20 protein-coding genes and 4 pseudogenes are annotated in these 25,205 nt (G+C 70.4%); 10 read left to right on the forward strand and 14 right to left on the reverse strand.

Annotated elements, in window-relative coordinates; all coding sequences use genetic code 11:
- Positions 1 to 26 precede the first annotated feature (26 nt).
- Positions 27 to 608, forward strand: a pseudogene (locus Q4V64_RS13820) (LacI family DNA-binding transcriptional regulator); the annotation flags it as partial.
- Between the two features lies 1 nt (position 609).
- Here Q4V64_RS13820 and Q4V64_RS13825 read toward each other — a convergent pair.
- From Q4V64_RS13825 to efeO, 3 genes and pseudogenes are all read right to left on the reverse strand, one after another.
- Positions 610 to 945, reverse strand: a pseudogene (locus Q4V64_RS13825) (FTR1 family protein); the annotation flags it as partial.
- Between the two features lie 3 nt (positions 946 to 948).
- Positions 949 to 2,202: an iron uptake transporter deferrochelatase/peroxidase subunit gene (gene efeB / locus Q4V64_RS13830; RefSeq protein WP_124442747.1), complete on the reverse strand. Its 1,254-nt coding sequence runs from the start codon at positions 2,200 to 2,202 to the stop codon at positions 949 to 951.
- A gap of 10 nt (positions 2,203 to 2,212) precedes the next feature.
- Positions 2,213 to 3,370 carry an iron uptake system protein EfeO gene (gene efeO, locus Q4V64_RS13835; RefSeq protein WP_124442748.1) on the reverse strand — a complete coding sequence of 386 codons (1,158 nt, stop codon included), beginning with the start codon at positions 3,368 to 3,370 and terminating at the stop codon, positions 2,213 to 2,215.
- Positions 3,371 to 3,671: 301 nt separating this feature from the next.
- Here efeO and Q4V64_RS13840 point away from each other — a divergent pair, with 301 nt between their 5' ends.
- Entirely contained in the window at positions 3,672 to 4,316 is a 645-nt protein-coding gene (locus tag Q4V64_RS13840; protein WP_124442749.1) for a PhzF family phenazine biosynthesis protein, read from the forward strand.
- A gap of 49 nt (positions 4,317 to 4,365) precedes the next feature.
- Here Q4V64_RS13840 and Q4V64_RS13845 read toward each other — a convergent pair whose 3' ends face one another.
- Together Q4V64_RS13845 and map are read right to left on the reverse strand one after the other, a co-directional pair.
- Positions 4,366 to 5,013, reverse strand: a complete 648-nt coding sequence (locus Q4V64_RS13845; RefSeq protein ID WP_124442750.1) for a biliverdin-producing heme oxygenase — start codon at positions 5,011 to 5,013, stop codon at positions 4,366 to 4,368.
- A gap of 172 nt (positions 5,014 to 5,185) precedes the next feature.
- Positions 5,186 to 6,043: a type I methionyl aminopeptidase gene (map, locus tag Q4V64_RS13850; protein ID WP_124442751.1), complete on the reverse strand. Its 858-nt coding sequence runs from the start codon at positions 6,041 to 6,043 to the stop codon at positions 5,186 to 5,188.
- 57 nt (positions 6,044 to 6,100) lie between these two features.
- Between map and Q4V64_RS13855 the strand changes: the two genes are divergently transcribed.
- The gene (locus Q4V64_RS13855) at positions 6,101 to 6,334 is read left to right on the forward strand and encodes a hypothetical protein (protein ID WP_124442752.1); all 234 of its coding nucleotides are present in this window, start codon (positions 6,101 to 6,103) and stop codon (positions 6,332 to 6,334) included.
- On the opposite strand, the gene Q4V64_RS13860 is transcribed toward Q4V64_RS13855, so the two are convergent.
- Together Q4V64_RS13860 and Q4V64_RS13865 are read right to left on the reverse strand one after the other, a co-directional pair.
- Positions 6,335 to 7,645, reverse strand: a complete 1,311-nt coding sequence (locus tag Q4V64_RS13860) for an MFS transporter (RefSeq protein ID WP_124442753.1) — start codon at positions 7,643 to 7,645, stop codon at positions 6,335 to 6,337.
- Between the two features lie 69 nt (positions 7,646 to 7,714).
- Positions 7,715 to 8,320, reverse strand: coding sequence for a hypothetical protein (locus tag Q4V64_RS13865; RefSeq protein ID WP_124442754.1), 606 nt, complete (start codon positions 8,318 to 8,320; stop codon positions 7,715 to 7,717).
- A gap of 221 nt (positions 8,321 to 8,541) precedes the next feature.
- On the opposite strand from Q4V64_RS13865, the gene npdG reads away from it, so the two are divergent.
- Complete coding sequence (npdG, locus tag Q4V64_RS13870) at positions 8,542 to 9,252, forward strand: NADPH-dependent F420 reductase (protein WP_124442755.1); 711 nt, start codon at positions 8,542 to 8,544, stop codon at positions 9,250 to 9,252.
- An 83-nt stretch (positions 9,253 to 9,335) separates the two neighbouring features.
- Entirely contained in the window at positions 9,336 to 9,515 is a 180-nt protein-coding gene (locus tag Q4V64_RS13875; RefSeq protein WP_124442756.1) for a hypothetical protein, read from the forward strand.
- Between the two features lie 40 nt (positions 9,516 to 9,555).
- Here Q4V64_RS13875 and Q4V64_RS13880 read toward each other — a convergent pair whose 3' ends face one another.
- On the reverse strand, positions 9,556 to 10,356 hold the full coding sequence (locus Q4V64_RS13880; protein ID WP_124442757.1) for a site-2 protease family protein: 801 nt from the start codon (positions 10,354 to 10,356) through the stop codon (positions 9,556 to 9,558).
- A gap of 149 nt (positions 10,357 to 10,505) precedes the next feature.
- Here Q4V64_RS13880 and Q4V64_RS13885 point away from each other — a divergent pair, with 149 nt between their 5' ends.
- The gene (locus tag Q4V64_RS13885) at positions 10,506 to 13,781 is read left to right on the forward strand and encodes a BTAD domain-containing putative transcriptional regulator (protein WP_124442758.1); all 3,276 of its coding nucleotides are present in this window, start codon (positions 10,506 to 10,508) and stop codon (positions 13,779 to 13,781) included.
- A gap of 30 nt (positions 13,782 to 13,811) precedes the next feature.
- On the opposite strand, the gene Q4V64_RS13890 is transcribed toward Q4V64_RS13885, so the two are convergent.
- From Q4V64_RS13890 to panB, 3 genes are all read right to left on the reverse strand, one after another.
- Positions 13,812 to 14,633, reverse strand: a complete 822-nt coding sequence (locus tag Q4V64_RS13890) for an ABC transporter permease (protein WP_124442759.1) — start codon at positions 14,631 to 14,633, stop codon at positions 13,812 to 13,814.
- A complete protein-coding gene (locus Q4V64_RS13895) occupies positions 14,630 to 15,655 on the reverse strand; it encodes an ATP-binding cassette domain-containing protein (protein ID WP_172629406.1) in 1,026 nt (341 codons plus the stop codon). The genes Q4V64_RS13890 and Q4V64_RS13895 overlap by 4 nt, the downstream gene beginning before the upstream one ends.
- Positions 15,656 to 15,806: 151 nt before the next feature.
- Positions 15,807 to 16,682 (reverse strand): 3-methyl-2-oxobutanoate hydroxymethyltransferase, encoded by an 876-nt coding sequence (gene panB, locus Q4V64_RS13900; protein ID WP_124442761.1) that lies wholly within the window; start codon positions 16,680 to 16,682, stop codon positions 15,807 to 15,809.
- A gap of 251 nt (positions 16,683 to 16,933) precedes the next feature.
- Here panB and Q4V64_RS13905 point away from each other — a divergent pair, with 251 nt between their 5' ends.
- The 3 genes from Q4V64_RS13905 (at position 16,934) to Q4V64_RS13915 (ending at position 20,479) form a co-directional block, all read left to right on the forward strand.
- Entirely contained in the window at positions 16,934 to 18,529 is a 1,596-nt protein-coding gene (locus tag Q4V64_RS13905; protein WP_124442762.1) for an MFS transporter, read from the forward strand.
- A 74-nt stretch (positions 18,530 to 18,603) separates the two neighbouring features.
- Entirely contained in the window at positions 18,604 to 19,236 is a 633-nt protein-coding gene (locus Q4V64_RS13910) for a TetR/AcrR family transcriptional regulator (protein WP_124442763.1), read from the forward strand.
- Between the two features lie 193 nt (positions 19,237 to 19,429).
- Positions 19,430 to 20,479 (forward strand): endonuclease/exonuclease/phosphatase family protein, encoded by a 1,050-nt coding sequence (locus tag Q4V64_RS13915; protein ID WP_124442764.1) that lies wholly within the window; start codon positions 19,430 to 19,432, stop codon positions 20,477 to 20,479.
- Between the two features lie 103 nt (positions 20,480 to 20,582).
- On the opposite strand, the gene Q4V64_RS54950 is transcribed toward Q4V64_RS13915, so the two are convergent.
- Both Q4V64_RS54950 and Q4V64_RS13925 read right to left on the reverse strand, forming a co-directional pair.
- A complete protein-coding gene (locus Q4V64_RS54950; protein WP_306308378.1) occupies positions 20,583 to 21,632 on the reverse strand; it encodes a transposase in 1,050 nt (349 codons plus the stop codon).
- Positions 21,633 to 22,139: 507 nt separating this feature from the next.
- A pseudogene (locus Q4V64_RS13925) lies at positions 22,140 to 22,655 on the reverse strand (recombinase family protein); the annotation flags it as partial.
- Here Q4V64_RS13925 and Q4V64_RS13930 point away from each other — a divergent pair.
- A pseudogene (locus Q4V64_RS13930) lies at positions 22,640 to 22,789 on the forward strand (DUF397 domain-containing protein); the annotation flags it as partial. The pseudogenes Q4V64_RS13925 and Q4V64_RS13930 sit on opposite strands and share 16 nt — an antisense overlap.
- A gap of 26 nt (positions 22,790 to 22,815) precedes the next feature.
- Here the strand turns inward: Q4V64_RS13930 and Q4V64_RS13935 are convergent.
- Positions 22,816 to 24,855, reverse strand: coding sequence for an NAD(+) synthase (locus Q4V64_RS13935; protein ID WP_124442767.1), 2,040 nt, complete (start codon positions 24,853 to 24,855; stop codon positions 22,816 to 22,818).
- Positions 24,856 to 25,205: the final 350 nt, after the last annotated feature.

The following is a 25,205-nucleotide window of genomic DNA, read 5'->3' on the forward strand; positions in this document are numbered from 1 at the left end:
ACACCTGGCCGGTACAGTCCCACCCTGTGACCACACGGCTAGCCGACATCGCTGCTCAGGCGGGGGTGAGCGAAGCGACCGTCAGCCGCGTCCTCAACGGGAAGCCGGGCGTCGCCGCCACCACCCGCCAGTCCGTGCTGGCCGCCCTCGACGTGCTGGGCTACGAACGCCCGGTGCGTCTGCGGCAGCGCAGCGAGGGTCTGGTCGGCCTGATCACCCCGGAGCTGGAGAACCCGATATTCCCGGCGCTCGCGCAGGTCATCGGCCAGGCGCTGACCCGGCAGGGTTACACGCCCGTCCTGGCCACGCAGACCCCGGGCGGCTCCACGGAGGACGAGCTCACCGAGATGCTCGTCGACCGGGGTGTGGCCGGCATCATCTTCGTCTCCGGTCTGCACGCGGACACCTCGGCGGACATGCAGCGCTACGAGCAGCTGCGCGCGCAGGGCGTGCCGTACGTGCTGGTGGACGGTTTCTCGCCGAAGGTTCAGGCGCCGTTCATCTCCCCCGACGACCGGGCGGCGATGACGCTGGCGGTCACGCACCTGGTGTCGCTGGGGCACACGAGGATCGGTCTGGCGCTGGGGCCCAAGCGGTTCGTGCCCGTGCACCCATCTGCAGAGCCGCGTCCAGCTTGCCGTGCAGCTCGGACCTCAGGTGCCGGGCGGTGCGCCGCATCCAGAACACCATCCACGTCACCAGGCCCACCGCGAGGATCGACAGCGAGCCGCCGAGCGCCTCCTGCGCCTCGAACGTCAGCTCCTGGGAGCCGAATTCGAGCGCGCAGCCGAAGCCGAGGGCGAGGGCGACCGCGACGCCGATGCCGATCCAGATGGGCCGCAGCGCGTCCCGGCGGCCGGTCTTGACCAGGTAGGCGATGAGGATGCAGACGACGAGGCTGGCTTCCAGGCCCTCGCGCAGACCGATCAGGTAGTTGGAGAACACGGGCTAGGCCTCCTCGGTCAGCAGCGTGCTGCCCCACCAGTCGTCCTTGCCGCGGACGCCGGGCGGGACCGCGAACACCGCGGAACCCACATGCTGGATGTACTCGTTGAGCGTGTCCGTGGCCAGGTTGCGCTGGATCCGCACGAACCCCTCGCGGACGTCCCGCTGGTAGGCGAGGAAGAACAGGCCCGCGTCCAGGCGGCCGAGGCCGTCCGTGCCGTCGGTGAAGGAGTAGCCGCGCCGCAGGATGGTCGCCCCGTGGTTGGAGTCGGGGTGCGCGAGCCGGACGTGCGCGTCGGGCAGCATCGCCTTCAGGAACGGCTCGTCACGCTCCTTGGCCTTGCCGACCGGGGCGCCCTCGCCCTTGTCGCGGCCGATGATGTCCTCCTGCTCCTTCAGCGAGGTGCGGTCCCAGGTCTCGATGTGCATCCGGATACGGCGGGCGACGAGGTAGGAGCCGCCGGTCATCCAGTCGGGACCGTCGGAAGGGGGCACCCACACGAACTTCTTCAGCCGGTCCGTCTCCGTCCCCGCGATGTTGCGGGTGCCGTCCTTGAAGCCCATCAGGTTGCGCGGGGTCTGTGCCTCGGGCGTCGTCGACGACGTCTTGCCGAAGCCGAGCTGGGACCAGCGGATGACGACCTTGCCGAAGCCGATGCGGGCGAGGTTGCGGATGGCGTGCACGGCGACCTGCGGGTCGTCCGCGCAGGCCTGGACGCACAGGTCGCCGCCGCTGCGGTCCTTGTCGAGGTTGTCGCCGGCGAACTTGGGCAGGTCGATGAGGGCCTCGGGCCGTCGGTCCCCGAGGCCGAACTTGTCGAACAGGGTGGGTCCGAAGCCGATCGTCAGCGTCAGCCGCGACGGCTTCAGCCCCAGCGCTTCACCCGTGTCGTCCGGCGGCGCCTCGGCGAGCCCGCCGTACCCGCCCTCGCCGACCGGGTGCCCGGCGGTCATCCGCCGCGCGGCCTCGGTCCAGTCTTTCAGCATCTGTACGAAGGCGGCCCGGTCGTCCGTCGTCACGTCGAACGCGGCGAAGTGCAGCCGGTCCTGCACGGGCGTGGCGATGCCCGCCTGATGGGCGCCGTGGAAATCGACGGCGGCGCCCGTCTCGGCACCGGCCGGGGTCGTGTCTTCCCCGGTGCGGGCCATCGCCACGGCACCGCCGGCCGCGGCGGCCCCGAGCGCGAGCCCGGCACCACCCCAGCCGATCAGCGCACGGCGGGAAGGAGCGGCGGATTCCGCGGAGTTGTCGGTCATGACGGGGTACCTACTTCACGACGACGGCGGCGGCGAGCTTGGACAGTGGCTCCGCGAGGGCGTTGACCCCGTCCGACAGCTCCTTCTGTTCGGCCTTACCGACCTTGTCGTACGAGACGAAGTCGTACGACGACTTGTCCGCCCGGTACTTGTCCAGCAGCGCGTTCAGCGCGGCGAACTGCTTGTCCAGCTCGGTGACCAGCGCCGCGTCGTTCTCCTTCGCCACCGGCTTCAGCAGCTCGTACGACTTCTCCGCGCCCTCGACATTGGCCTTGAAGTCGACGAGGTCGGTGTGCGAGTAGCGCTCCTCCTCGCCGGTGACCTTGCCGGTGGCGACCTCGTCGAGGAGTTCCTTGGCGCCGTTGGCCATGGAGGTCGGGGTGATCTCGGCCTTGCCGACCCGCTTCTGCCAGTCCTTCAGGTCGGTGATCAGCTGGTCGGCGAGCTGCGAGTCGCGGTCGGTGAGCTTGTCGTCCTTCCAGAGCGAGCGCTCCAGCCGGTGCCAGCCGGTCCAGTCCTTCTCCAGGTCCTGGCCCTCCTCCAGGCCGTCCTCGCGCAGGTCGACCTTCGGGTCGATGTCGCCGAAGGACTCCGCGACCGGCTCGGTGCGCTCCCAGCCGATGCGGGAGGGCGCGTAGGCGGCCTTCGCGGCCGCGATGTCGCCGTCCTTGACCGCCTTGGCGAAGACCTCGGCCTTCGGCAGCGTCTCGTCGGCCTGCGCCTGCGCGTAGGCGCGGTAGGCGGCGACGGCCTTGTCCAGACGGGGGTCGCGCTTGGCGACCGCGCCGCCGCCGGTGGCCGTGACGGTCTGGCGGATGCCGTCGCCCTTCATGCCGGGCTTGCAGGCGATCTGGTAGTCGCCGGCCTTCACCTCGGCGGTGACCTTCTGCTTGGTGCCGGGGCCGATGTTCTCGCGCTCGGTGACGATCCGGTCGTCCGGGAAGAGGATGTAGACCTCGGTGACCTTGGAGCCCTTGTTCTCTATGGCCAGCTCGACGTGCCCGGCCGGGAACTCCTTCTTCGACACCTCGCACTTGTCGTCCGTGGCCGTCACGTTGATGGCTCCGTCACCGCCCGCCGAACTGCCTTTCTCCGTGCAGCCGGTGACGGCGGCCAGCGCCGCCGCGGTGGCGGCTGCGGTGAGAGCGGACAATCTGACGGCTCGCATGGTGGCTCCAGGTAATGGCCGAAAAGGATGCGTGACGAGCCTCACGTAAGGTGAGGCTCGCCTAACGTACCCAGGGATTTCCTGTGCGATAACTGTCCGCGTAGTGATTCAGCTCTCATGGACGGTGTATGAGCACGCGCCGGTCACGGTGACCAAAAATGGACGTCATGTCGAGGTCAAGCTCCGGTCAAGAGGCCTGAGTCGGTCCCGCCGAGGGGCCACCGGCATCTCGCCGGTGCGCGGATGGGAACCTCGGTCGGGCGCGCATCGACACCGGCGCCCGGCAAGGCACAATGCCCGCGTGACTGACTACGACGTACTCCGTGTCTTCTGCGGAGCGAACGGCGGGTACGGCAACGAGCTCGGTGTCGTCCGAGAGGGCTCCGTCCTGCCCGACCCCGCGGAGCGGCAGGCGTTCGCCGCGAAACTCGGTTTCAGCGAGACCGTGTTCGTGGACGACCCCGAGCGCGGCGTCATCGACATCTACACGCCCACCCTGCGCCTGCCCTTCGCCGGCCACCCCTGCGTGGGCGCGGCCTGGCTCCTCGACGTGCCCGAACTGGTCACCCCGGCCGGCGTGGTGGGCGCCCGCCTGGACGGCGAGTTCAGCTGGATCGAGGCGCGGGCGGAGTGGGCCCCGCCGCGCACCCTGCGCCGGTACGCCACGGCCGCCGAGGTCGACGACCTGCCCGTACCGCCGCCCGGGGAGTGGCTCTACGCCTGGGCCTGGGAGGACGAGTCCGCCGGCCGCATCCGCGCCCGCGCCTTCCCCGGCCGCGACGACGGCATCGAGGAGGACGAGGCGACCGGCGCGGCGGCGCTGCTGCTGACGGATCAGCTGGGCCGCGCCCTGAACATCACGCAGGGCACGGGATCGCAGATCCTCACGGCACCGCAGCCCGGGGGCTGGGTGGAGGTCGGCGGACGCGTGTTCCTGGAGCGCTGAGAGCGCTGAGAGCGGCGAGAGTGCCGAGGGTCCTGGTGAGCGCCAAGTATCAGGCGCTCACCGGAAACTCCGCACTCAACGCCCGGAACATCCCCAGATTCAATTCGAACGCCCGCTTGCACTCCGCGACGATCCGCTGCTTCTCCAGATCGTCCGCCGGGACGGCGTCCAGCAGCTCCCGGTACCCCCGCTTGAACGCGCCCGGGTTGGGGATCTCCGCGAAGACGTAGAAGCGGACCCCGTCACCCTTCTTGGTGAAGCCCCACGTCTTCTCCGCCCTGTCGCGGACGATCTGGCCGCCGGAGAGGTCGCCCAGGTAACGCGTGTAGTGGTGGGCGACGTAACCGGCCGGCCACCGCTCGGCGCACTCGCGCACCCGCTCCGCGTACGCCCGCGTCGCCGGCAGGGCGGACAGCCCCGCACGCCAGCCCGGCCCCCGCAGATGCGCCAGGTCGCTCTCCAGCGCGCTCAGCCGGAACAGCTCGGGCCGGATGAAGGGCCCCGCCACCGGGTCGGACGCCAGCCGCTCCGCGCCGGCCTCCAGTGCCTCGTACACGAACCACAGCTGCTCGGTGTACCGCGCGTACGCGTCGACGCCGAGCCTGCCGCCGAGCATGTCGCTCATGAACGTCGAGGTGTTCGCCTCCCCGTGCTGCTCCTGCGAAGCGGTGCGGATGACTGTCGAGAAGGAGTCCATGAGCTCAGATTTTCTGTGGTTAGGCTTACCTAAGTAAATGCTTTTGCCGACTTCCTGTCGGTAAAGCAGTACCCAGAATCCCCACCGAACCCACACGTTCTCCCACATGAAAAGGCCGCCAAAAAGGCCCGCCCTCCGAAGAGAGCGGGCCACCAGGGCAACCGGGCCGGGGCTAGGGGAGGGTCAGAATCTCCGCCCCTGTCTCCGTCACCACCAGCGTGTGCTCGAACTGAGCCGTCCGCTTCCGGTCCTTCGTCACGACCGTCCAGCCGTCGTCCCACATGTCGTACTCGTGCGTCCCGAGCGTCAGCATCGGCTCGATCGTGAAGGTCATCCCGGGCTGGATGACGGTCGTCGCGTGCGGGCTGTCGTAGTGCGGGATGATCAGCCCGGAGTGGAAGGAGGAGTTGATCCCGTGGCCCGTGAAGTCCCGGACCACCCCGTACCCGAACCTCTTCGCGTACGACTCGATGACCCGGCCGATGACATTGATCTGCCGGCCCGGCCTGACCGCCTTGATCGCGCGGTTGAGGGACTCCCGGGTCCGCTCCACCAGCAGCCGCGACTCCTCGTCGACCTCACCCACCAGGTACGTCGCGTTGTTGTCGCCGTGCACCCCACCGATGTACGCCGTCACGTCCAGGTTGACGATGTCGCCGTCGCGCAGAACCGTGGAGTCCGGGATGCCGTGGCAGATGACCTCGTTGACCGAGCTGCACAGGGACTTGGGGAAGCCGCGGTAGCCCAGCGTCGACGGGTAGGCGCCGTGGTCGCACATGTACTCGTGCGCCACCTTGTCCAGCTCGTCGGTCGTGACACCCGGCGCGATCAGCTTCGCCGCCTCCTCCATCGCCCGCGCGGCGATCCGGCCGGCGTAACGCATCGCCTCGATCGTCTCGGGCGTCTGCACCTCCGGCCCGGTGTACGGAGTGGGCCCGGGCTTGCCGACGTACTCGGGACGGCGGATGTTTCCGGGGACGGAACGGGTGGGAGACAGCTCCCCTGGTACGAGCAGCGACTGGCCAGACATGTCAGTGAGTCTAACGAGGCGGCGTGGGGGAACATGTCCGTGGCGAAAGGAGCCGCAATGGCCCTGTTCAAGAAGCGCACGGCCGGAAAACCGGGCGAGTGGTACTACTGCCTCCAGCACAAGAAGGTCGAGGAGGGGCCGGAGTGCCCGGCCAAGGACCGCTTCGGCCCGTACGCCACCCGCAAGGAGGCCGAGCACGCGATGGCGACCGCCCGCGAGCGCAACCTCGAGTGGGAGAACGACCCCAAGTGGCACGACGCGCCGGCGGGCGGCGCCACGGACGACGACTGATCAGTCGTCCACGGCGGCCGTGGCGGCCGCGCGCTGTTCGCGCAGCCGCACCGCGTGCTCGTTCGTCCGCACGTCGTACGTCATCAGTTTCGGCAGGCACAGGGCCAGCAGCCCCACCGCGCCCACGCACAGCAGCCCGCCCGACCATATGGACGTCCGCACGCCCCGCCAGGCCGCCATGCCGCCCACCCAGACCTGGCCGAGCTGCGGCCCCACCGAGTACGACAGCAGCTCGATCCCGGCGAGCCGGCCGCGCAGCTCGTCGGGGATCGTCTGGTTCCACATCGCTCCCCGGAAGACACCGCTGACCATGTCGCAGGCGCCGCCGACGGTGAGGAACAGCAGCACCAGCCAGACGTTCCCGGAAACACCGGCGGCGGCGATGCACACACCCCACAGCGCGGCCGAGACGACCACGAGCCGCCCGTGCTTGTGCACCCGCGAGGTCCAGCCGCTGGTCAGGCTCACCAGCAGCGCCCCGGCCGGAACGGCGGCGTACATCAGACCGAGCGACCACTCGGCGTCCAGCTCGTCCGCGAGGAAGGGCAGCACGGCGAGCGGCATCGCGAAGAGCATCGCCGCGATGTCGATGATGTAGGTCCCCAGGAGCTCCTTGCGGCTCCAGGCGTACCGGGCGCCTTCGAGGATGGACTTCAGGGACGGCTTCTGTGCCTCGTGGGAGGCGGGGGAGGGGGCCAGCCGGACGCAGAACACCACCGAGACGGCGAAGGTGGCCAGGTCCACGGCGTACGCCCACCCGAGCCCCGCGAACGCGACGACCACGCCCGCCAGCGCCGGACCGGCGACGCCGCCGACCTGCCAGCGCAACGAGTTCAGGGCGGCCGCGGCCGGCAGGTGCTCGTGGGCCACGATCCGCGGCATCAGCGAGTCGAGCGCGGGCCGCTGCACCGAGAGCAGGGCGGAGGAGAGGGCGGCGACCACGTAGAGCGGCCAGACGGCGGGGCTCGGCATCAGCGCGTTGACCAGCAGCACCACGCACAGCAGACCCTGCCCGGCCTCGGTCCACACGATCAGCTTCCGCTTGTCCCAGGCGTCGGCGAGCGCACCTCCGTACAGCCCGAACACGATCAGCGGTACGAGCTCGACGGCCCCGATCGCTCCCACGGCCGCCGCGGACCCGGTGAGCTCCTTGATCTGCACCGGCAGCGCGACGAAGGTCAGAAAACTCCCGAAGTTCGTGATCAGCCCCGACAGCCACAGCCTGCGGAAGTCGACGGAGGCCCGCCAGGGGGCGAGGTCGGGGAGCAGGGCGCGCAGGCCGGAGGGAGGTTCGGGGGCGGCGTCGGTCACGAGGGGCAATGGTCGGGGGAGGGGCGGTTGCGGGCAACCGCTTTTTCGCCGGGTCCGCGGTCGGCCAGGTCACCAGCGGGCAGGCGGCGGTGCCGTCAACGCGTCCGTCAGTCTTGACAACCTGTCCCGGAAACGCCGGCGCCCCCTGGAGGCGGACGGTAGGGAGTTCTCCCCGGCCGCCGCGCTGACCAGGTGCTGCACGGTGTCGAGGTCCAGTTCGGCGCCCTCCGGTACGGCCAGCGACTCGTGTGCCATCGCCGCCAGTTCGGCCCCGCCGTCCCCGACGGTCAGCACCGTCGTCCCGGCCCGCCGGGCGTCATGCACTCGCTCCAGCAGCGCGGCACCCGGCCCCTCCGGCGACACCACGAGCAGCGTCTCACCACGCCGGGCCCCCTCGATCCGCCCCAGCCCGACCGCCAGATGGGCCGGATCCGACGGGCGCGGGTCATGCCGTACGAGTGTCGGGGCCAGCTCCGGCGTGCCCGACCACGCGGCCTCGTCCACCAGATGCGCCGCGAGATGCCACGGCTCGTACTCCGCCGTGCCCACCAGCAGCAGCCCTCCGCCGTGCGACACCACCGACCCCCGCAGCGCCCCCGCGAACCGCCGCGTGGCCCCCAACCACTCGGTCCCGGCGAGCACTTCGCGCAACAACGCGACCCGTACGGCATCCATGGGACCGCATGCTGCCGCAACCGGCCGTTCGTGACCCGCGGTTCGCGCCGAATTCGCCCAACTTGGGCAAGGAGTCGAGTCACTGTCCGGCAAGGAGTTCGACCATGCCGACCACGAGACGGGTGACTTCGGCTGGTACGAGACGATCGGCTTCCGGCGGGTGCCCGTGACGGAGTTCACCTGAGACTTTCCGGCGCGCGGGGCGGACGTAAAGTCGGCCCATGACCTCTACCGATAGCGACAGCGCTCAGAAGGCCCCCGCCAAGGACCCCTGGGACCTCCCCGACGTCTCCGGTCTCGTCGTCGGCGTGCTCGGCGGGACCGGCCCGCAGGGCAAGGGCCTCGCCTACCGGCTCGCCAAGGCCGGCCAGAAGGTGATCATCGGCTCGCGGGCCGCCGACCGTGCGCAGGCCGCCGCCGAGGAGCTCGGGCACGGCGTCGAGGGCGCGGACAACGCCGAGACCGCCCGGCGCAGCGACATCGTGATCGTCGCCGTGCCCTGGGACGGCCATGGCAAGACCCTTCAGTCCCTGCGCGAGGAACTGGCCGGCAAGCTCGTCGTCGACTGCGTCAACCCGCTCGGCTTCGACAAGAAGGGCGCCTACGCGCTGAAGCCGGAGGAGGGCAGCGCCGCCGAGCAGGCCGCCGCCCTGCTGCCCGACTCCCGGGTCACCGCCGCCTTCCACCACCTGTCGGCGGTCCTGCTCCAGGACCCCGAGGTCGACGAGATCGACACCGATGTGATGGTCCTCGGCGAGGTGCGGGCGGACGTGGAGATCGTCCAGGCCCTGGCCGGCCGCATCCCCGGCATGCGCGGGATCTTCGCGGGGCGCCTGCGCAACGCACACCAGGTGGAGTCGCTGGTCGCCAACCTGATCTCCGTGAACCGCCGCTACAAGGCGCACGCGGGGGTCCGTATCACCGACGTGTGAGCGGATGAGCGCATGGGGGACACTGTGCGGCGAAGCAGTACAGCAAGCAGTGCAGCAGTGTCCCCCGACAGGAGAACCACCCCATGCCCCGCCTCGCCCTCTACGCCCTCGCCGTCTGTGTCCTGTCCGTGGCCGCGGCGGTCGTCTCCTTCGCCCAGGGCAGCTTTCTGGGGATCGTGTGGGTGCTGCTCGCGGGCCTGTCGTCCAACATGACCTGGTACTACGTGAAGCGGGAGAAGGCGCGGAAGTCCCTCACGGGCTGAGCTCCCTCACGGGCTGAGCTCCCTCACGGGCTGAGCTCCCTCACGGGCTGACCTGGCAGAACTCGTTCGTCCCCTGCCAGAAGCGGTACAGCTCCTGACCGCAGTACGTCTCGAACTCATGGATCCCCAGGCCGGCCAGTATCGAGTCGATCACCTCGAAGAACGCGCTGTTGATCGACGGCACCCACAGCAGCGCGAACACGAACAGCAGGCCGAAGGGCGCGAACGGCTCCACCTGGCGCTTGATGCTGTACGACAGCCAGGGCTCGATGACTCCGTAGCCGTCCAGGCCCGGCACCGGCAGGAAGTTCAGCAGCGCGGCCGTGACCTGGAGCAGGGCGAGGAAGGCGAGGGCGAACCGGAAGTCCCGCGGCACGCCGTCCAGCGCGTCCAGCCAGAACGGCGCCGTGCAGACGACCGCGAACAGGACGTTCGTCAGCGGCCCCGCCGCCGAGATCAGACTGTGCCGCCACCGGCCCTGGATCCGGCCGCGCTCGATGAAGACGGCGCCACCGGGAAGACCGATCCCGCCCATGATGACGAACAGCACGGGGAGCACGATGCTCAGCAGGGCGTGCGTGTACTTCAACGGGTTGAGGGTGAGATAGCCCTTCGACCCGACCGAGATGTCGCCGCTGTGCAGGGCGGTGCGCGCGTGCGCGTACTCGTGCAGGCACAGGGAGACGATCCACGCGGCCGTCACGAACAGGAACACGGAGAATCCGGGCTGTTCGGCGAACCCCGTCCAGGTGGCCCAGCCCGTCACCGCCGTGACGGCGACGATCCCGATGAAGACGGGGCTGATCCGCCGGTCGCTGTGGCGGGTGGTGGCGGTGGTCATGGGGCTCCCTGGACACTCGTGAACACGCGGTGGGACTGCCCGACCGTACCGGGCGCGGGGGGAAAACGTCTCGCGGGTGGTCGAGGGTTCCGGCAGCACACCCCGTGTGCCTGAAACCCGGAAGCGGAGCCGGGGCGTCCCCGGAGACAATGGACCTCGTGCGCTACCGCATCCTCGGCACCACCCAGGCACTCCGCCCCGACGGCACGCCCGTTCCGGTCGGCGGGGCGCGGCTGCGCGCGCTGCTGACCGTGCTCGCGCTGCGAGCCGGCCGGACCGTGCCCGCAGGGCTCCTGGTGGACGAGGTGTGGGACGGCGACCCGCCCGCCGACGCCACGGGCGCGCTCCAGGCACTCGTCGGACGGCTGCGCCGGGCGCTCGGCGCGGACGCGGTCGCCTCGGTGGACGGCGGCTACCGCCTCGCCGCCGCGCCCGACGACGTCGACCTGCACCGTTTCGAGCGGCTGGTCGGCGAGGGCCTGCGCGCGCTGGCCGACGGCGACCCCGCCAAGGCGGCCGTCGTCCTCGACGACGCCCTCGCCCTGTGGCGCGGCCCGGCCCTCGCCGACCTGCCCGACCGCACCGCCGAGGCGGCCCGCCTGCGGACCCGGCACCTCGACGTGCTGCGCGCCCGCCACACCGCCGCGCTCGCCCTCGGCCACGCCGAACAGTCCCTGCCCGAGCTGACCGCCCTGTGCGACACCCACCCGCTGGACGAGCCCCTCCAGGCCCTGCGCCTGCGCGCCCTGCGCGACGCGGGCCGCACGGCGGAAGCGCTGGCCGCCTACGAGGACGTACGACAGCTCCTGGCGGACCGGCTGGGTTCTGATCCGGGCCCGGAACTGCGTGGTCTGCACGATGAGTTGCTGAACGCCGGTGAGACACCTGCCCCCAGGCCGCGGCAGGCCTCCGACTCCCCACCCCCCAGCAACCTCCGCGCCCGCCTCACCTCCTTCGTCGGTCGCGAAGCCGATATCGAGGCCATCCGGGGGGACCTCGCCGCCGCCCGGCTCGTCACGTTGATCGGTCCCGGCGGGGCCGGGAAGACGCGGCTGTCCCAGGAGGCCGCGGAGGCCGTGCGGTACGCGGCTCGGGACGGACTGTGGCTGGCCGAGCTCGCTCCCGTCGACGACCCGGACGCCGTACCGGAGGCGGTGCTCACCGCCGTCGGCGCCCGGGAGACCGTGCTGTACGGCGCCGGTGCCGAGGCGATGCGGGCCGGGGCCGACCGGCACGACGACCCCGTCGAGCGGCTCGCCGAGCACTGCGGCAGCCGCCGTATGCTGCTGATCCTCGACAACTGCGAGCACGTCGTCGACGCCGCCGCCCGGCTCGTCGAGGAGCTCCTGGAGCGCTGCCCCGGCCTGACGGTGCTGGCCACCAGCCGTGAACCCCTCGGCGTGCCGGGGGAGTTGCTGCGGCCCGTGGAGCCGCTGCCCGAACCCGTCGCGCTGCGGCTGCTCACCGACCGGGGTGCGGCGGCCCGGCCCGGCTTCCGGGTGGAGGACGATCCGGACGCGTGTGCCGAGATCTGCCGGCGCCTCGACGGACTGCCCCTCGGCATCGAGCTCGCCGCCGCCCGTCTGCGCATGCTGACCCCACGCCAGATCGCCGACCGGCTCGACGACCGCTTCCGCCTGCTGACCTCCGGCAGCCGTACCGTCCTGCCCCGCCAGCAGACGCTCAGGGCCGTCGTCGACTGGTCCTGGGAGCTGCTGGACGTGGACGAACGGGACGTGCTGCGGCGGCTGTCCGTGTTCGCCGGCGGCAGCGACCTCGCCGCCGCCGAGGCCGTGTGCGGTCCGGCCGCCTTCGACGCGCTCGGCTCGCTCGTCGACAAGTCCCTGGTGGTCGCGGCCCCTTCGGGGGACGGCGAGATGCGCTACCGGCTCCTGGAGACCGTCGCCGAGTACGCGGGCGAACGGCTCGACGAGGCCGGGCAGCGCGCGGACGCCGAGCGCGCGCATCTGACGTACTACCGCGAACTCGCCCGCACCACTGAACCGTTGCTGCGCGGCTCGAGCCAGCTCGCCGCCATCGGGCGGCTCGAGCGCGAGGCCGAGAACATCCGCGCGGCGCTGCAACGCGCCGTCGCCGCGCGCGACGAGCAGGAGGTGCTGTGCCTGGTGCTGTCCATGGCCTGGTACTGGCAGATGCGCGACCTGCGCCTGATAGCCCGCACCTGGTCCCGCGAGGCGCAGACCCTCGGCCCCGACCCCTTCGTCCCGCCCGTGCGCCGCGCCGCGCCGCTGTGGGAGCGCTGCACGGACACCCCGCCCCCGTGGACCGGCGAGGTCCTCGAAGAGGCCCGGCGCGGTGTCCACCTCGTCCATCTCGCCTGCATGGACACCGAGTTGAATGCCTGGCAGACCCCACCGGCGCAGCAGAAGCTGCGCGCCATCGCGGAGACCTACGAGCCGGGGATGCCGCAGACCTGCCGTATGCCCGGCTCCCTGTGGTTCTTCGCCGTCATGCTCACCGGCGACATGGACCGGGTACGCCGGATCGTCGAGGCCACCGTCGACACCTCCCGCGGCGCGTCCGGCTTCGAGTGGGAGCTCGCCGCCGGTCTCCAGATGCGCGCCAACCTGCTCGCCAACCGCTCCGACTGGGCGGGCGACGCGGCCCGCGACGCCGACGAGTCGCTGGAGATCTACCGCCGCCTCGAGGACCTCTGGGGCACCGCCGAGGCGCTCTCCGCCCGCGCGGAGGCCCATGAACGCAAGGGCGAGTACGGGCTCGCCGCCGCCGACTACGAGGCGGCGATGGGATACGCCGAACGCCTCGGCGCCCGCGCCCAGGTGGCGGTGCTCGCCGCCCGCCTGGGCAACGCGCTGCTGGACGGCGGCGAGTCGGAGCGGGGGGAGCGGCTGCTGCGCGAGGTGATCGACCGCAAGGACGGCTCGGGCCAGGAGGCGATGCCCGCCGCCCGGCTCTACCTCGCCGGCCGGCTCGGCATGACCGACCGGATTCCCGAGGCACGCGAGCAACTCCGGCTGCTGCGCGAGGAGTTCAAGATCGCCTACTTCGTCGTCTTCGACGCCTTCATCCTCTGCGGGGAGGCCTGGCTGGACGCCGCCGAAGGCCGCCACGAGGACTGCCTGAACCGGATCCGGCGGGCGCTGGAACAGGCCGACGACCCACTGGCCATGGCCATCGCCCCGCACATGCGCGCCTCGTACCTGACCATCGCGGCGATCGCCCTCGCCGGCATCGACGGCGGCAGCCGCGCCCGCGACGCCGCCCGGTGCCTCGGCGCCGCCGACAGGATGCTGCCGCGCGGCCATGCCGCGATGGGCATGGAGCGCGACGCACGCGACCGAGCCGTGGCGAGCGTGCGCGCCGCGCTCGACGACGACGTCTACGAGGCGGCGTACGCGGAGGGCGGCGGCCTCTCCATCGAGGAGGCCGCCGCCCTGGTCTGACGCGTACCGGCCGCGCGAGTGCCGTGTGCGTCAGCTCTTCGTACGGAACTTGTGGATCGCGACCGGCGCCATGACCGCCGTGATGGCCACCGACCAGGCGACGGTCACCCACAGGTCGTGCGCGACGGGGCCGCCCACCATCAGACCGCGGGCCGAGTCCGCCAGCGTGGACAGCGGGTTGTAGTCGGTGAACGCCTGCAGCCAGCCCGGCATCGACGCCGTCGGGGCGAAGATCGACGAGCCGAACTGCAGCGGGAACAGCACCATGAAGCCCATCGCCTGCACGGACTGCGCGTTCTTCAGGATCACACCCAGGGTGAGGAACACCCACATGATCGACGAGGCGAACAGCGCGGACAGGCCCACCGTGGCGAACAGTCCCGGCCAGTTGGTGATGTCGAATCCGACCGCGACGGCGACGATCATCAGCACGGTCGTCGCGAACAGCATCCGCGCCAGCTCCACCGTGATCTTCGCGAACAGCACCGAACCGCGCCCGATCGGCAGGGACCGGAAGCGGTCCATGACGCCGGAGTTGAAGTCCTGGCTGAAGCCGGTGCCGACGCCCTGGGACAGCGTCATGCTCATCATCGCGATCATGCCGGGGATCACGTACTGCACGTACCCGTCCTGCCCGCCGCCGAGCGCCTGCCCGATCGAGCCGCCGAAGACGTACACGAACAGCAGGGTGAAGACGATCGGCATCAGCAGCGCGTCGAACATCGACTCGGGGTCCTGGCGGATCCACAGCAGGTTGCGGCGGATGAGCGCGCCGGTGTGCCGCAGATGCCCGCGCAGCGGGATCCGGGCGTCGTCCTTGAGATCGGTGACGGTTGCGGTGGCGGCGCTCATACGGCGACCTCCTGGCGGTCGTCGGCCGGCGCGGCATCCTGGGGGGCACTGGCGCGGTGGCCGGTGAGCGACAGGAACACCTCGTCGAGACTGGGCAGTTCGGTGGTGATGGAGGAGAGCGTGATGCCACGCGCGGTGACGGCGCCGACCACGGCGGTCAGCTGCTCGTCGCTGAGGATGGGGACCAGTACGGCACCCCGCTCGGCGTCCACGGTGGTGGTGGCGAGCCCGGTGATGCCGAGCTCGTCGAGAGCGGTGGCGAGCGGCCGCAGCTGCACCGGGTCGGCCGGCCGGACACGCAGCGTCCGCCCGCCGACCTTCGCCTTCAGCTCCTCGATGGCGCCGCCCGCGATGACCTTGCCGCGGTCGACCACGGTCAGCTCGGAGGCGAGCTGCTCGGCCTCCTCCATGTACTGGGTGGTCAGCAGCACGGTCACGCCCTCGCCGACCATCCGCTTGACCTCGTCCCACACCTCGTTGCGGGTGCGCGGGTCCAGGCCGGTGGTGGGTTCGTCGAGGAAGAGGACGGCGGGCCGGCCCATCATCGAGGCGGCCAGGTCCAGCCGCCGTCGCATACCGCCGGAGTACGTCGCCGCCGGGCGCTTGGCCGCCTCGGTGAGCGAGAACCGCTCCAGCAACTCGTCGGCCCGCGTGCGGGCCTCCTTGCGGGGCAGGTCGAGCAGCCGGCCGATCATGTAGAGGTTCTCCCAGCCGGGGAGCTTCTCGTCCACGGAGGCGTACTGCCCGGTGAGCCCGATCACCCGGCGCAGCTGCCGGGGCTGCCGTACGGCGTCGTAGCCGGCGACGGTCGCCTGCCCGGCGTCGGGACGGATCAGGGTGGACAGGATCCGCACGAGGGTGGTCTTCCCGGCGCCGTTCGGCCCGAGCACCCCCATCACGGTGCCCTCCCGCACCTCCAGGTCGACCCCGTCCAGTGCCTTGGTCTCCCCGTAGTGCTTGACCAGCCCCCGCACGGTGACGGCGGCACTCCCGCCGTTGGGGTTCTTGTCGATTCGCGTCATGCCCACGACGATGCCAGTCCCCACCGACAAACCACCGACAGACCACCGACAGCCCCCTACAGACGACCGACAGCCGCCTACAGACGGGCAACAGCCCGCCGACGGGGGAAGATCGGCGGGCTGCCTTGGTGCCGCAATGGCTCAGCTCGGCTCAGTGAACCGAGTGCTCCTCCAGCGGGAACGTTCCGCCCACCACGTCCTCCGCGAACGCCTTCGCCGCGTTGCCCATGACCTCACGCAGATCGGCGTACTGCTTCACGAACTTCGGCACCCGACCACCGGTCAGCCCCAGCATGTCGGTCCACACCAACACCTGCGCATCCGTCTGGGGCCCGGCTCCGATGCCCACCGTCGGAATGTGCAGCACCCGCGTCACCTCGGCCGCCAGCTCCGCGGGAACCAACTCGAGCACCACCGCGAACGCCCCCGCGTCCTGCACGGCCTTCGCGTCCCGCAGCAGCTGCGCCGCCGCCTCCTCGCCACGGCCCTGGACGCGGTAGCCCATGGCGTTCACCGACTGCGGCGTCAGCCCGATGTGCGCCATGACCGGGATGCCGGACTCCACCAGCAGCTCGATCTGCCGATGCGAGCGCTCGCCGCCCTCCAGCTTCACGGCCCCGACTCCGGCCTCCTTCACCAGCCGGGTCGCCGACCGCAGCGCCTGCACGGGGCCCTCCTGGTACGACCCGAAGGGCAGGTCGCCGACGATCAGCGCACGGCTCGTGCCCCGTACGACCGCCGCCGACAGCATGGTCATCTCGTCGAGGGTGACGGGCACGGTGGTCTCGTACCCGAGGTGGCAGTTGCCCGCCGAGTCCCCGACGAGCATGACCGGGATCCCGGCCTCGTCGAAGACGGACGCGGTCATCGCGTCGTACGCGGTGAGCATGGGCCACTTCTCGCCCCGCTCCTTGGCGGCGGCGATGTCGCGAACGGTGATACGGCGGGTGCCCTTGCCCCCGTACAGCGTCTTGCTGCCGTCGGAGGTCTTCTGCTGCGCAGGCTGGGCAGCCGAAAGCTGCGTCATTGCAACGGCTCCTTCGTCATCTCGAGGCGCCCTGACGGCGTCCCCGGACCATCTCCATGGTGGCACCTCGTGCTACACGCGGCCAGACCGGGTGGGGGACCGATGGCGGACCGAGGGGGGACTTCCGTCACGTGCCCACGTGCGACTTGAGCCTGACGTACGACTTGTGCCCTAGGTCCGTAGTTAAGACCTGGGTAAAAGAATTTCGATACGAGACGGTTCCGTATCTGAAGCCCCCTACGCTCGACGGCATGACTACTCCTGCCGACCGCGCCCTCGACGGCCCCCGGATACCGGAGGCGGTGCACCGGCGCCGATGGGCGATCCTCGGCGTCCTGATGCTGAGTCTGCTGATCGTGGTGCTCGACAACTCGATCCTGAACGTCGCCATCAAGACGATCTCGACCCCCGCCCCGACCGGCCTGGGCGCCACCCAGAGCGAGCTGGAGTGGGCCATCAACGCCTACACCCTGGTCTTCGCGGGGCTCCTCTTCAGCGCCGGTCTCCTCGGCGACCGGCTCGGCCGCAAGAGGATCCTGATCGGCGGACTCGTCGTGTTCGGCATCGGCTCCGCCCTCGCCGCCTTCTCCGGCTCGCCGGGCGAACTCATCGCCTTCCGCGCGGTGATGGGCTTCGGCGCCGCCTTCGTGATGCCGGCCACCCTCGCCGTCCTGATGAACGTCTTCGAGCGTGAGGAGCAGCCGAAGGCCATCGGCATCTGGGCCGGCGGCGTCGGACTCGCCATCGCCATCGGCCCGATCACCGGCGGCGTCCTGCTCGACCACTTCTGGTGGGGCTCGGTCTTCCTCATCAACGTGCCGATCGTGCTGCTCGCCCTCGCCCTGATGCTGTGGCTGGTGCCCGACTCCCGCGACCCGAACCCCGGCCGCATCGACCCGATCGGTGTCGTGCTGTCCGTCGTGGGTCTGGTCCTGCTCGTCTACGGCATCATCCGCGGCGGCGAGCTGGCCGACTTCACCGATCCCACCGTGCTGGGAACCATCGCCGCCGGTCTCGCCGTCCTCGTCGCCTTCGTCGTGTTCGAGAAGCGCAGCACCCATCCGTCCATCGACGTCACCTACTTCAAGAACAAGGTCTTCTCGGCCGCGATCGCCGCCATCGCGCTGGTCTTCTTCGCGCTGATGGGCGTGACCTTCTTCGCGGTCTTCTACACCCAGAGCGTGCGCGGCTACTCGCCGTTCGAGACCGGTCTGCTGATGCTGCCGCTGGCCGCCGCCCAGCTGATCTTCGCGCCGCGCGCCCGGCTGCTCGTCGACCGCTTCGGCTACAAGGCCACCACCACGGCCGGCATGGTGATCGTCGCCGCGATGCTGGCCGCGTTCGCCACGCTGGAGGCGGACACCCCGATCTGGCACCTCGAAGTCATCTTCTTCCTCATGGGCACCGGCATGGCGCACATCATGACGCCGGTCAGCGTCGTCATCATGCAGGCCCTGCCCCGCGAGAAGGCCGGCTCCGCCTCCGCGCTCAGCAACACCTTCCGCCAGGTCGGCGGCGCGCTCGGCATCGCCGTACTGGGCTCGGTGCTCTCCACGGCCTACCGCGGGGGCATCGAGGACAAGCTCGGCCCACTGCCCGCCGACCTGCGCCACACCGCGGGCGAGTCCATCGAGTCGACCCTCGGCGTCGCCGCGAAGCTGGGCCCCGAGGGCAAGGCGCTCGTCGGCCCCGCCCACGACGCGTTCCTGCACGCGATGCACGTCACCGCGCTGTGGGGAGCGGGCGTGGCGGTGCTCGGCGCGATCGTCGTGGCCCTCTGTCTGCCGGGCAAGGTGGCGACGCCTCAGCGGGCCGAGAAGGAACAGGAGTTGGTGACGGCGGAGTAGGAGTGGTGGACAAGGCGGAAACGCAGTCGTGGACCAGGCAGAATCGTCCCAGCCCACGGAAAGGACGGAGCGACGTGAGCGGCCTCACCGACAGCCGGTCAACCCAGGAGGGGCCCCTCAGGGGCCGCCCCCGTAGTGAGGGCGTGGAGCGCGCCATCCTCGAAGGGGTGGTGAGGCTCCTGGAGGAGGGCGTGCCGCTCGCGGAACTGTCCATCGAGCGCATCGCCCGTACCGCGGGGGTCGGCAAGGCCACCATCTACCGTCGCTGGAGCGGCAAGGAGGAGCTCTTCGTCGACGTCGTGCGCGCGGCCGAGCCCCCGGACCCCGAACTGCCCGGCACGTCACTGCGCGACGACCTCGTGGCCCTCCTCGAACAACTGCGCGAGCGCGGACTCTGGACCCGCTCGTCCGTGCTCCTGCACAACGTCTACGCCCAGATGAAGAGCAGCCCCAAGATCTGGGCCGCGTACCACGCGACCGTCGTCGAGCCGCGCCGCCGGCTCCAGGCCCAGGTCCTGCGCCGCGGACAGGAGAACGGCGAACTGCGCACGGACATCGACGTCGACCTGATGAACGACCTGGTCGTCGGACCCATGCTCCTGCGCACCCTCATGCGCCCCGACGCCGACCTCCCCCAGGGCCTGTCGGAGCAGATCGTCGACACGGTGCTCGAAGGGCTGCGCCCCGTCAGTTCGCCCTCCGCGTAGCCCGTGTGCGCGTTTCGTCACAGAGGGCGCTTTCTCCCTTGGGCCCCGGAACTCGCCGCGCAGACTTGTACGTCCTCGTGCCCGTACGGCCGTCGAGAGACGGCAGGATCAGCGCCGATCATCCCCTAGGGTCGTATGTGCACGGGGGGTGAACGGTGTGAACGGTGTGCACGGCAGGCAGTGAGGCGACGGTATGGCGCAGCAGGCGTACATGACGGAGACGGACAACGGTGGCTCGGGACCCGAGCGCCCGGGAGCCCGGTTCCGGCGCCTGACGAACCGCCTGGTCGCCGGCTGGACCGGCGACCGGCGCATCTGGCGTCGCGGCCTCGTCGTCGCCGCGCTCGCGGTGCTGCTCGCCCTGATCATGCTGCTGCACGCGCACATTCCGAACGCCATCGGCAACCTCGGCAGCCTCACCGACACGTTCCTGCCCTGGCTGGGCCTCTTCGTGCCCGTGCTGCTGGTGCTCGCTTTCGTACGGAAGTCCGCGACCGCCCTGATCGCCGTGCTGCTGCCGTCGATCGTGTGGCTGAACCTCTTCGGCAGCCTGATCAGCGACAAGGCCGGCAGCGCCGGCGACCTCACGGTGGTGACGCACAACGTCAACGCCGACAACGCCGACCCCGCGGGCACCGCCCGTGACGTGGCCGCGTCCGGCGCCGACGTGGTGGCCCTGGAGGAGCTGACCACGTCGGCGGTTCCGGTGTACGAGCAGGCGCTGGATTCGAGGTACCGGTACCACTCGGTCCAGGGCACCGTCGGGCTGTGGAGCAAGTACCCGCTGACCGGCGTCAAGCCCGTCGACATCAAGCTGGGCTGGACGCGCGCCATGCGCGCCACGGTGACCTCGCCCGCCGGGCAGGTCGCGGTGTACGTCGCCCATCTGCCGTCCGTGCGGGTGAAGCTGGAGGCCGGGTTCACGGCCCGGCAGCGCGACAAGAGCGCGAACGCCCTCGGCGAGGCCATCAAGCACGAGAAGCTGACCAGGGTCGTGCTGCTCGGCGACCTGAACGGCACGATGAACGACCGCGCGCTCACCGCCGTCACCGCCCAGATGCGCTCCACGCAGGGCGCGGCGGGCAGCGGCTTCGGGTTCAGCTGGCCGGCGTCGTTCCCGATGGCGCGGATCGACCAGATCATGGTGAAGGGGATCGAGCCGGAGAGCTCGTGGACACTGCCGCAGACCGGCAGCGACCACTTGCCGGTGGCCGCGCGTGTGAACGTCGCCACGTCGTCGTAATCACCGCCGACGCTTGGAATACGGGGCCGAGGAGTCTTTGTTCCGCACTTGAACATACTCTGGTACGGAACTCTGCTCTCCCTTTTTAAAGGCACAGGTCCCTTCATGCCCCTGGCCCTGCTCGCCCTCGCCGTGGGCGCCTTCGGTATGGGTTCTCCATCAGACGTTCCGAGTCCAGGACGATTTCCGGGATCAACTCGCCCTTGATCGCCAGGGGCGGGACCTTGCTGGCCTCCTCGAAGACCGGCACGCCGGGCTCGTCGGCCAGCCGCTCCATGATCCGCTCCCAGGTGCCCGCCTTGTCCCACCGCTTCCAGTAGGTCTTCACGGACTCGTGAGCGCCGAATTCCTCGGGCAGCTCGGGCCACCGGCAGCCCGTACGGGCCTTGTACAGCAGGCCCGCCAGGATCTGGCGGGCGGTGAGCTTGCGGTACGCCCGGTCCTCGGCGACATCCCTGACCCTCTCCCACGCCTCATCCGTCAGGTGGGGCACGAGGCGCCCTGTGTCGGCGAACCACTTCAGCAGGGAGCAGGGAGACCCGGCCCGGCCGGCGGCTGGGTTGGCCTTGACCTTCACCTTGATGTTCAAGACCGCCAGAAAGGCCGCCTGCTTCTCAGTATCCAGGGCGCCCAGCCGGTCCCTGGCCTGTGCGGCCAGCTGCCGGAGGCTCTGGACGTGCTCCTGGAGCCGTTCTGCTTCCTTCTGCCAGGCTTCGGCCTCAGCCCGCTGGCCCTCCAGGTCGGAGAGGGCCTTTTCCAGGGGCATGACGGCCTTCTGGGCCGCCTCTACGGCCTCGGCCTGGGGCAGGCCCTTGCGGATGTGGCGGGCGACTGCTGCCGCCTCCGTGGCCTCGATGATGTCGGTCTGTTCCTCGGTCTCCTGGTCCAGCTTGGCGATGCGGGCGGTGTAGCCGATCTTCTCCTTGGCGGTGGACCCGAGCCACTTCCGGGCCAGCTGCTCCAGCCTCTCGGCGTCTCCCAGGAAGCCGGAGATGTGGGACCACGCGAACTTCTCGACCGCGTCAGCGTCGACCACGGAGCAGTCGCAGACGGGAGCCCCCGGATAGGCGGGCTCCTTGCCCTTGCAGCGGTAATAGCGGGCCTTCTGCTCCCCGCCCTGGCCCGTGTACAAAGAGCCGCAAGGACTGGCCATGCGTCCAGAAAGGGTGTAAATGGCGCTGGTCACCGCCGGCGCCCTGGTGACCTTGGCGACCTCAGCCACGTTCCGCAGCTCCGCCACTTCATCGTCCGTGAAGATGCGCGGCAACTGGATGGTGACGGTCTCCCCGTACAGGGGCTTGCCGTCGGGGCCGACCTTCAGCCCGCGCTTGCGGCCGACGCGGCTGGGGTTGCGCCACACGAGCCGGCCTTCCAGGAAGTCATCGTTCAGGAGCTTGTCGAAGAACGTCTTGACGCTCCATGGGTTGCCCGAGCGGTTGTACTGCTTCTCGGCATTGAGCTGGATCACGGTCTTGCGGCGGTTGCCTTTGAACTCGACGAAGAGCCTCCGGCCGCGACGCAGAACCGCGGCCTCGTGGACCACGGAGCAGGTCTCCGGGTCGCCGCACTCGTCGACCACCAGATGGGACTCACCAACGATCCCCTGGTTCTTGATGCGGTACCCGTACCGCACCTTGCCGCCCGTGTAGCCGCCCTCCTCGGCCTTGTCCTGGATGCCGCCCTGTGTGCGCTTGCGGATCTTGACCAGTTCCTTGAAGGACTCGTTGGCCTTGTCGAGCATCCGGGCGCGGCCGGACTCGGTGGAGGTGTCGATGTCTTCTTCGACGACGGCGACGAAGTAGCCCAGGTCTTCCAGCTCCCAGTACCAGCGGAAGAAGGCCCGGTCCTCACGGCCGATGGCGCGGGTCTCCTCCACCACCACCATGTCAAAGGGCCGCGGTTCCTGGTGCGCCAGTTCCATCAAACGCTTGGCGCCGGGGCGTTGCTGTCAGGCCAGGGTCCCGGATTCTCCCGGGTCGGTGAAGGTGTCGACGTGATCCCAACCCTTGCGCTTGATGTAGCGCGCGGTGCTCTTGCCGGTGTAGGAGATGCCGAAACCCTTGGCCTGTTCCTCGGTGGAAACCCTCAAGTAGTCGACGGCGCGCAGCTTCTGCTGAGGTAGCCGGCGACTTCCCCGGCGCCGCCCTCTGGCGCAAGTCCAGCTACAGCAACGCAACCGGCGGCAATTGCCTCGAAGTCGCCCACAACATCCCCGGCCTCGTCCCCGTCCGAGACTCCAAGGCCCCCCACGGCCCCGCCCTCATCCTCACCGCCGCATGGGTCCCCTTCGTCGCCTCGCTCAAGAGGTGAACCAGGGGCCCAGCGGGCCGTAACCCTCACTCCTCCGGGACGTCGAAGCGGGCGAGGTCCCGCAACCACGCCCGCGCGTTGCCGTCCGACGGGGCCCGCCAGTCTCCGCGCGGTGAGAGCGAACCGCCGGCCGAGACCTTCGGTCCGTTCGGCATGGCCGAGCGTTTGAACTGCGCGAACGCGAAGAAGCGACGGCAGAACACCTCCAGCCAGTGGCGGATCTGGGGCAGGTCGTACGCCACCCGCTTGGCCTCCGGGAAGTTCGGCGGCCAGGCGCCGGTCTCCGGGTCGTGCCAGGCGTGCCAGGCGAGGAAGGCGATCTTCGAGGGCCGGAAGCCGTAGCGCAGCACGTGGAAGAGGGTGAAGTCGTGCAGCGCGTACGGACCGATCTTGGACTCGGTGGACTGCATCTCCTCGCCCGGTACGAGTTCCGGGCTGATCTCGGTGTCGAGGATCGCGGCGAGCGTTTTCCCGGTCTCCTCGTCGAACTGGCCGCTGCCGATGACCCAGCGGATCAGATGCTGGATCAGCGTCTTCGGCACGCCCGAGTTGACGTTGTAGTGGCTCATCTGGTCGCCCACGCCGTACGTCGACCAGCCGAGCGCCAGCTCGGAGAGGTCACCGGTGCCGAGCACGATGCCGCCGCGCTGGTTGGCGAGCCGGAACAGGTAGTCGGTGCGCAGACCGGCCTGCACGTTCTCGAAGGTGACGTCGTACACCGGCTCGCCGGAGGCGAACGGGTGGTCCATCTCCTTCAGCATCAGCCGTGCGGTCGGCGTGATGTCCAGCTCCGCCGCCGTGACGCCGAGGGAGCGCATCAGCTTGTGGGCGTTGTCCTTGGTGTGGTCGCTGGTGGCGAAGCCGGGCAGGGTGAAGGCCAGGATGTCGGTGCGCGGGCGGCCGGCGCGGTCCATCGCCTGGGCGGCGACGATCAGCGCGTGCGTGGAGTCGAGGCCGCCGGACACCCCGATGACCACCTTCGGGCCGCCGATGGCGGCGAGCCGCTGCTGCAGTCCGGCGACCTGGATGTTGTACGCCTCGTAGCAGTCCAGGGCGAGCCGGTCGGGGTCGGCGGGCACGAACGGGAACCGTTCGAGGCGGCGGCGCAGCCCCAGGTCCGTGGTCGGCGGGTCGAGTTCGAAGGACACCGTCCGGAAGTCCCCGGTCCGCGCGGCGTGCGTACGGCGGTTGTCGTCGAACGTGCCCATCCGCATCCGCTCCTGCCGCAGCAGGTCGAGGTCCACGTCGGCCACCGCGTACTGGTCGCCCGTCGGGAAGCGGTCGGACTCCGCGAGCAGTACGCCGTTCTCGTAGATCAGGGTCTGCCCGTCCCAGGACAGGTCGGTGGTCGACTCGCCGAGACCGGCCGCCGCGTAGACGTAGGCGGTGAGGCAGCGGGAGGACGCCGAGCGGCACAGCAGCTTGCGGTCCTCGGCCCGGCCGACTGTGATCGGGCTGCCGGAGAGGTTGACGAGGACGGTCGCGCCGGCCAGGGCGGCCTCGGCGCTCGGCGGCACCGGGACCCACATGTCCTCGCAGACCTCCGCGTGCAGGACCAGCCCGGGGACGTCCGCCGCCTCGAAGAGCAGGTCCACACCGAACGGCACGGTCTCGCCGGCGACCCGGATCGTCCCGCCGCGCTCGTCGTCGCCCCCGGCGAGCTGCCGGCGCTCGTAGAACTCCCGGTAATTCGGGGGGTACGACTTCGGCACGACGCCGAGGACCCGGCCGCGGTGCACGATCACCGCGCAGTTGTAGATCCGGTTGCGGTGGCGCAGCGGGGCGCCGACGACCAGGACCGGCAGCAGCTGAGCCGACCCTTCGACCACGGTCCGGACCGCCTGCTCGACCTCGTCCAGCAGCGCGTCCTGCAGCAGCAGGTCCTCGATCGAGTAGCCGCACAGGCCCAGCTCGGGGAAGACGGCGACCGCGGCCCCGTCCTGCGCGCACTCGCGCGCCTGGCGCAGGACCGCTTCGGCGTTGGCGGGCGGGTCCGCGATGACGGTGTGGCCCGTGCACGCGGCGATGCGGGCGAAGCCGTGCTGATAGACCGACCAGAAGTTCAACGGTGCTTCCTCGGGAGAAGGGGGCGGGCACGGAGGGCGGGCGCGGTGGATCTCGACAGCACGAGTCGGAGGCGAGACATCCGGCCAGTGTAATCGTCAGAGCGACACGATGGGCTGACGGCCCTCCGATAGCACGGCCCGCCCCGCGCTGTTCGCGTTCCGGGCGAATCCAGACAGGGGGCCGCCACTGCGTTACGACTGACGGTGACAAAGGAGAAACCGTGAGTCACTGGCTGTTCGTCGCCGCCACCCTCACCGTCGGCGGCATCAGCAACGCCCTCTTCGCGCTCGCCCGCGCCCGCCGGTCGACCCGCGCCCGCCGGTCGAGCGGGCGCACACGCGAGCGCCCG

The sequence above is a fragment of the Streptomyces sp. NL15-2K genome (genome assembly GCF_030551255.1).
In the GTDB taxonomy this organism is placed as follows: domain Bacteria; phylum Actinomycetota; class Actinomycetes; order Streptomycetales; family Streptomycetaceae; genus Streptomyces.

Bases quoted from the DNA above. Each gene is read 5' to 3' on its own strand.
- efeB (WP_124442747.1), bottom strand. From the start codon at position 2,202: ATGACCGACAACTCCGCGGAATCCGCCGCTCCTTCCCGCCGTGCGCTG.
- efeO (WP_124442748.1), bottom strand. From the start codon at position 3,370: ATGCGAGCCGTCAGATTGTCCGCTCTCACCGCAGCCGCCACCGCGGCG.
- Q4V64_RS13845 (WP_124442750.1), bottom strand. From the start codon at position 5,013: ATGGACTCCTTCTCGACAGTCATCCGCACCGCTTCGCAGGAGCAGCAC.
- map (WP_124442751.1), bottom strand. From the start codon at position 6,043: ATGTCTGGCCAGTCGCTGCTCGTACCAGGGGAGCTGTCTCCCACCCGT.
- Q4V64_RS13855 (WP_124442752.1), top strand. From the start codon at position 6,101: ATGGCCCTGTTCAAGAAGCGCACGGCCGGAAAACCGGGCGAGTGGTAC.
- Q4V64_RS13865 (WP_124442754.1), bottom strand. From the start codon at position 8,320: ATGGATGCCGTACGGGTCGCGTTGTTGCGCGAAGTGCTCGCCGGGACC.
- npdG (WP_124442755.1), top strand. From the start codon at position 8,542: ATGACCTCTACCGATAGCGACAGCGCTCAGAAGGCCCCCGCCAAGGAC.
- Q4V64_RS13875 (WP_124442756.1), top strand. From the start codon at position 9,336: ATGCCCCGCCTCGCCCTCTACGCCCTCGCCGTCTGTGTCCTGTCCGTG.
- Q4V64_RS13880 (WP_124442757.1), bottom strand. From the start codon at position 10,356: ATGACCACCGCCACCACCCGCCACAGCGACCGGCGGATCAGCCCCGTC.
- Q4V64_RS13885 (WP_124442758.1), top strand. From the start codon at position 10,506: ATGGACCTCGTGCGCTACCGCATCCTCGGCACCACCCAGGCACTCCGC.
- Q4V64_RS13890 (WP_124442759.1), bottom strand. From the start codon at position 14,633: ATGAGCGCCGCCACCGCAACCGTCACCGATCTCAAGGACGACGCCCGG.
- Q4V64_RS13895 (WP_172629406.1), bottom strand. From the start codon at position 15,655: ATGACGCGAATCGACAAGAACCCCAACGGCGGGAGTGCCGCCGTCACC.
- panB (WP_124442761.1), bottom strand. From the start codon at position 16,682: ATGACGCAGCTTTCGGCTGCCCAGCCTGCGCAGCAGAAGACCTCCGAC.
- Q4V64_RS13905 (WP_124442762.1), top strand. From the start codon at position 16,934: ATGACTACTCCTGCCGACCGCGCCCTCGACGGCCCCCGGATACCGGAG.
- Q4V64_RS13915 (WP_124442764.1), top strand. From the start codon at position 19,430: ATGGCGCAGCAGGCGTACATGACGGAGACGGACAACGGTGGCTCGGGA.
- Q4V64_RS54950 (WP_306308378.1), bottom strand. From the start codon at position 21,632: ATGGCCAGTCCTTGCGGCTCTTTGTACACGGGCCAGGGCGGGGAGCAG.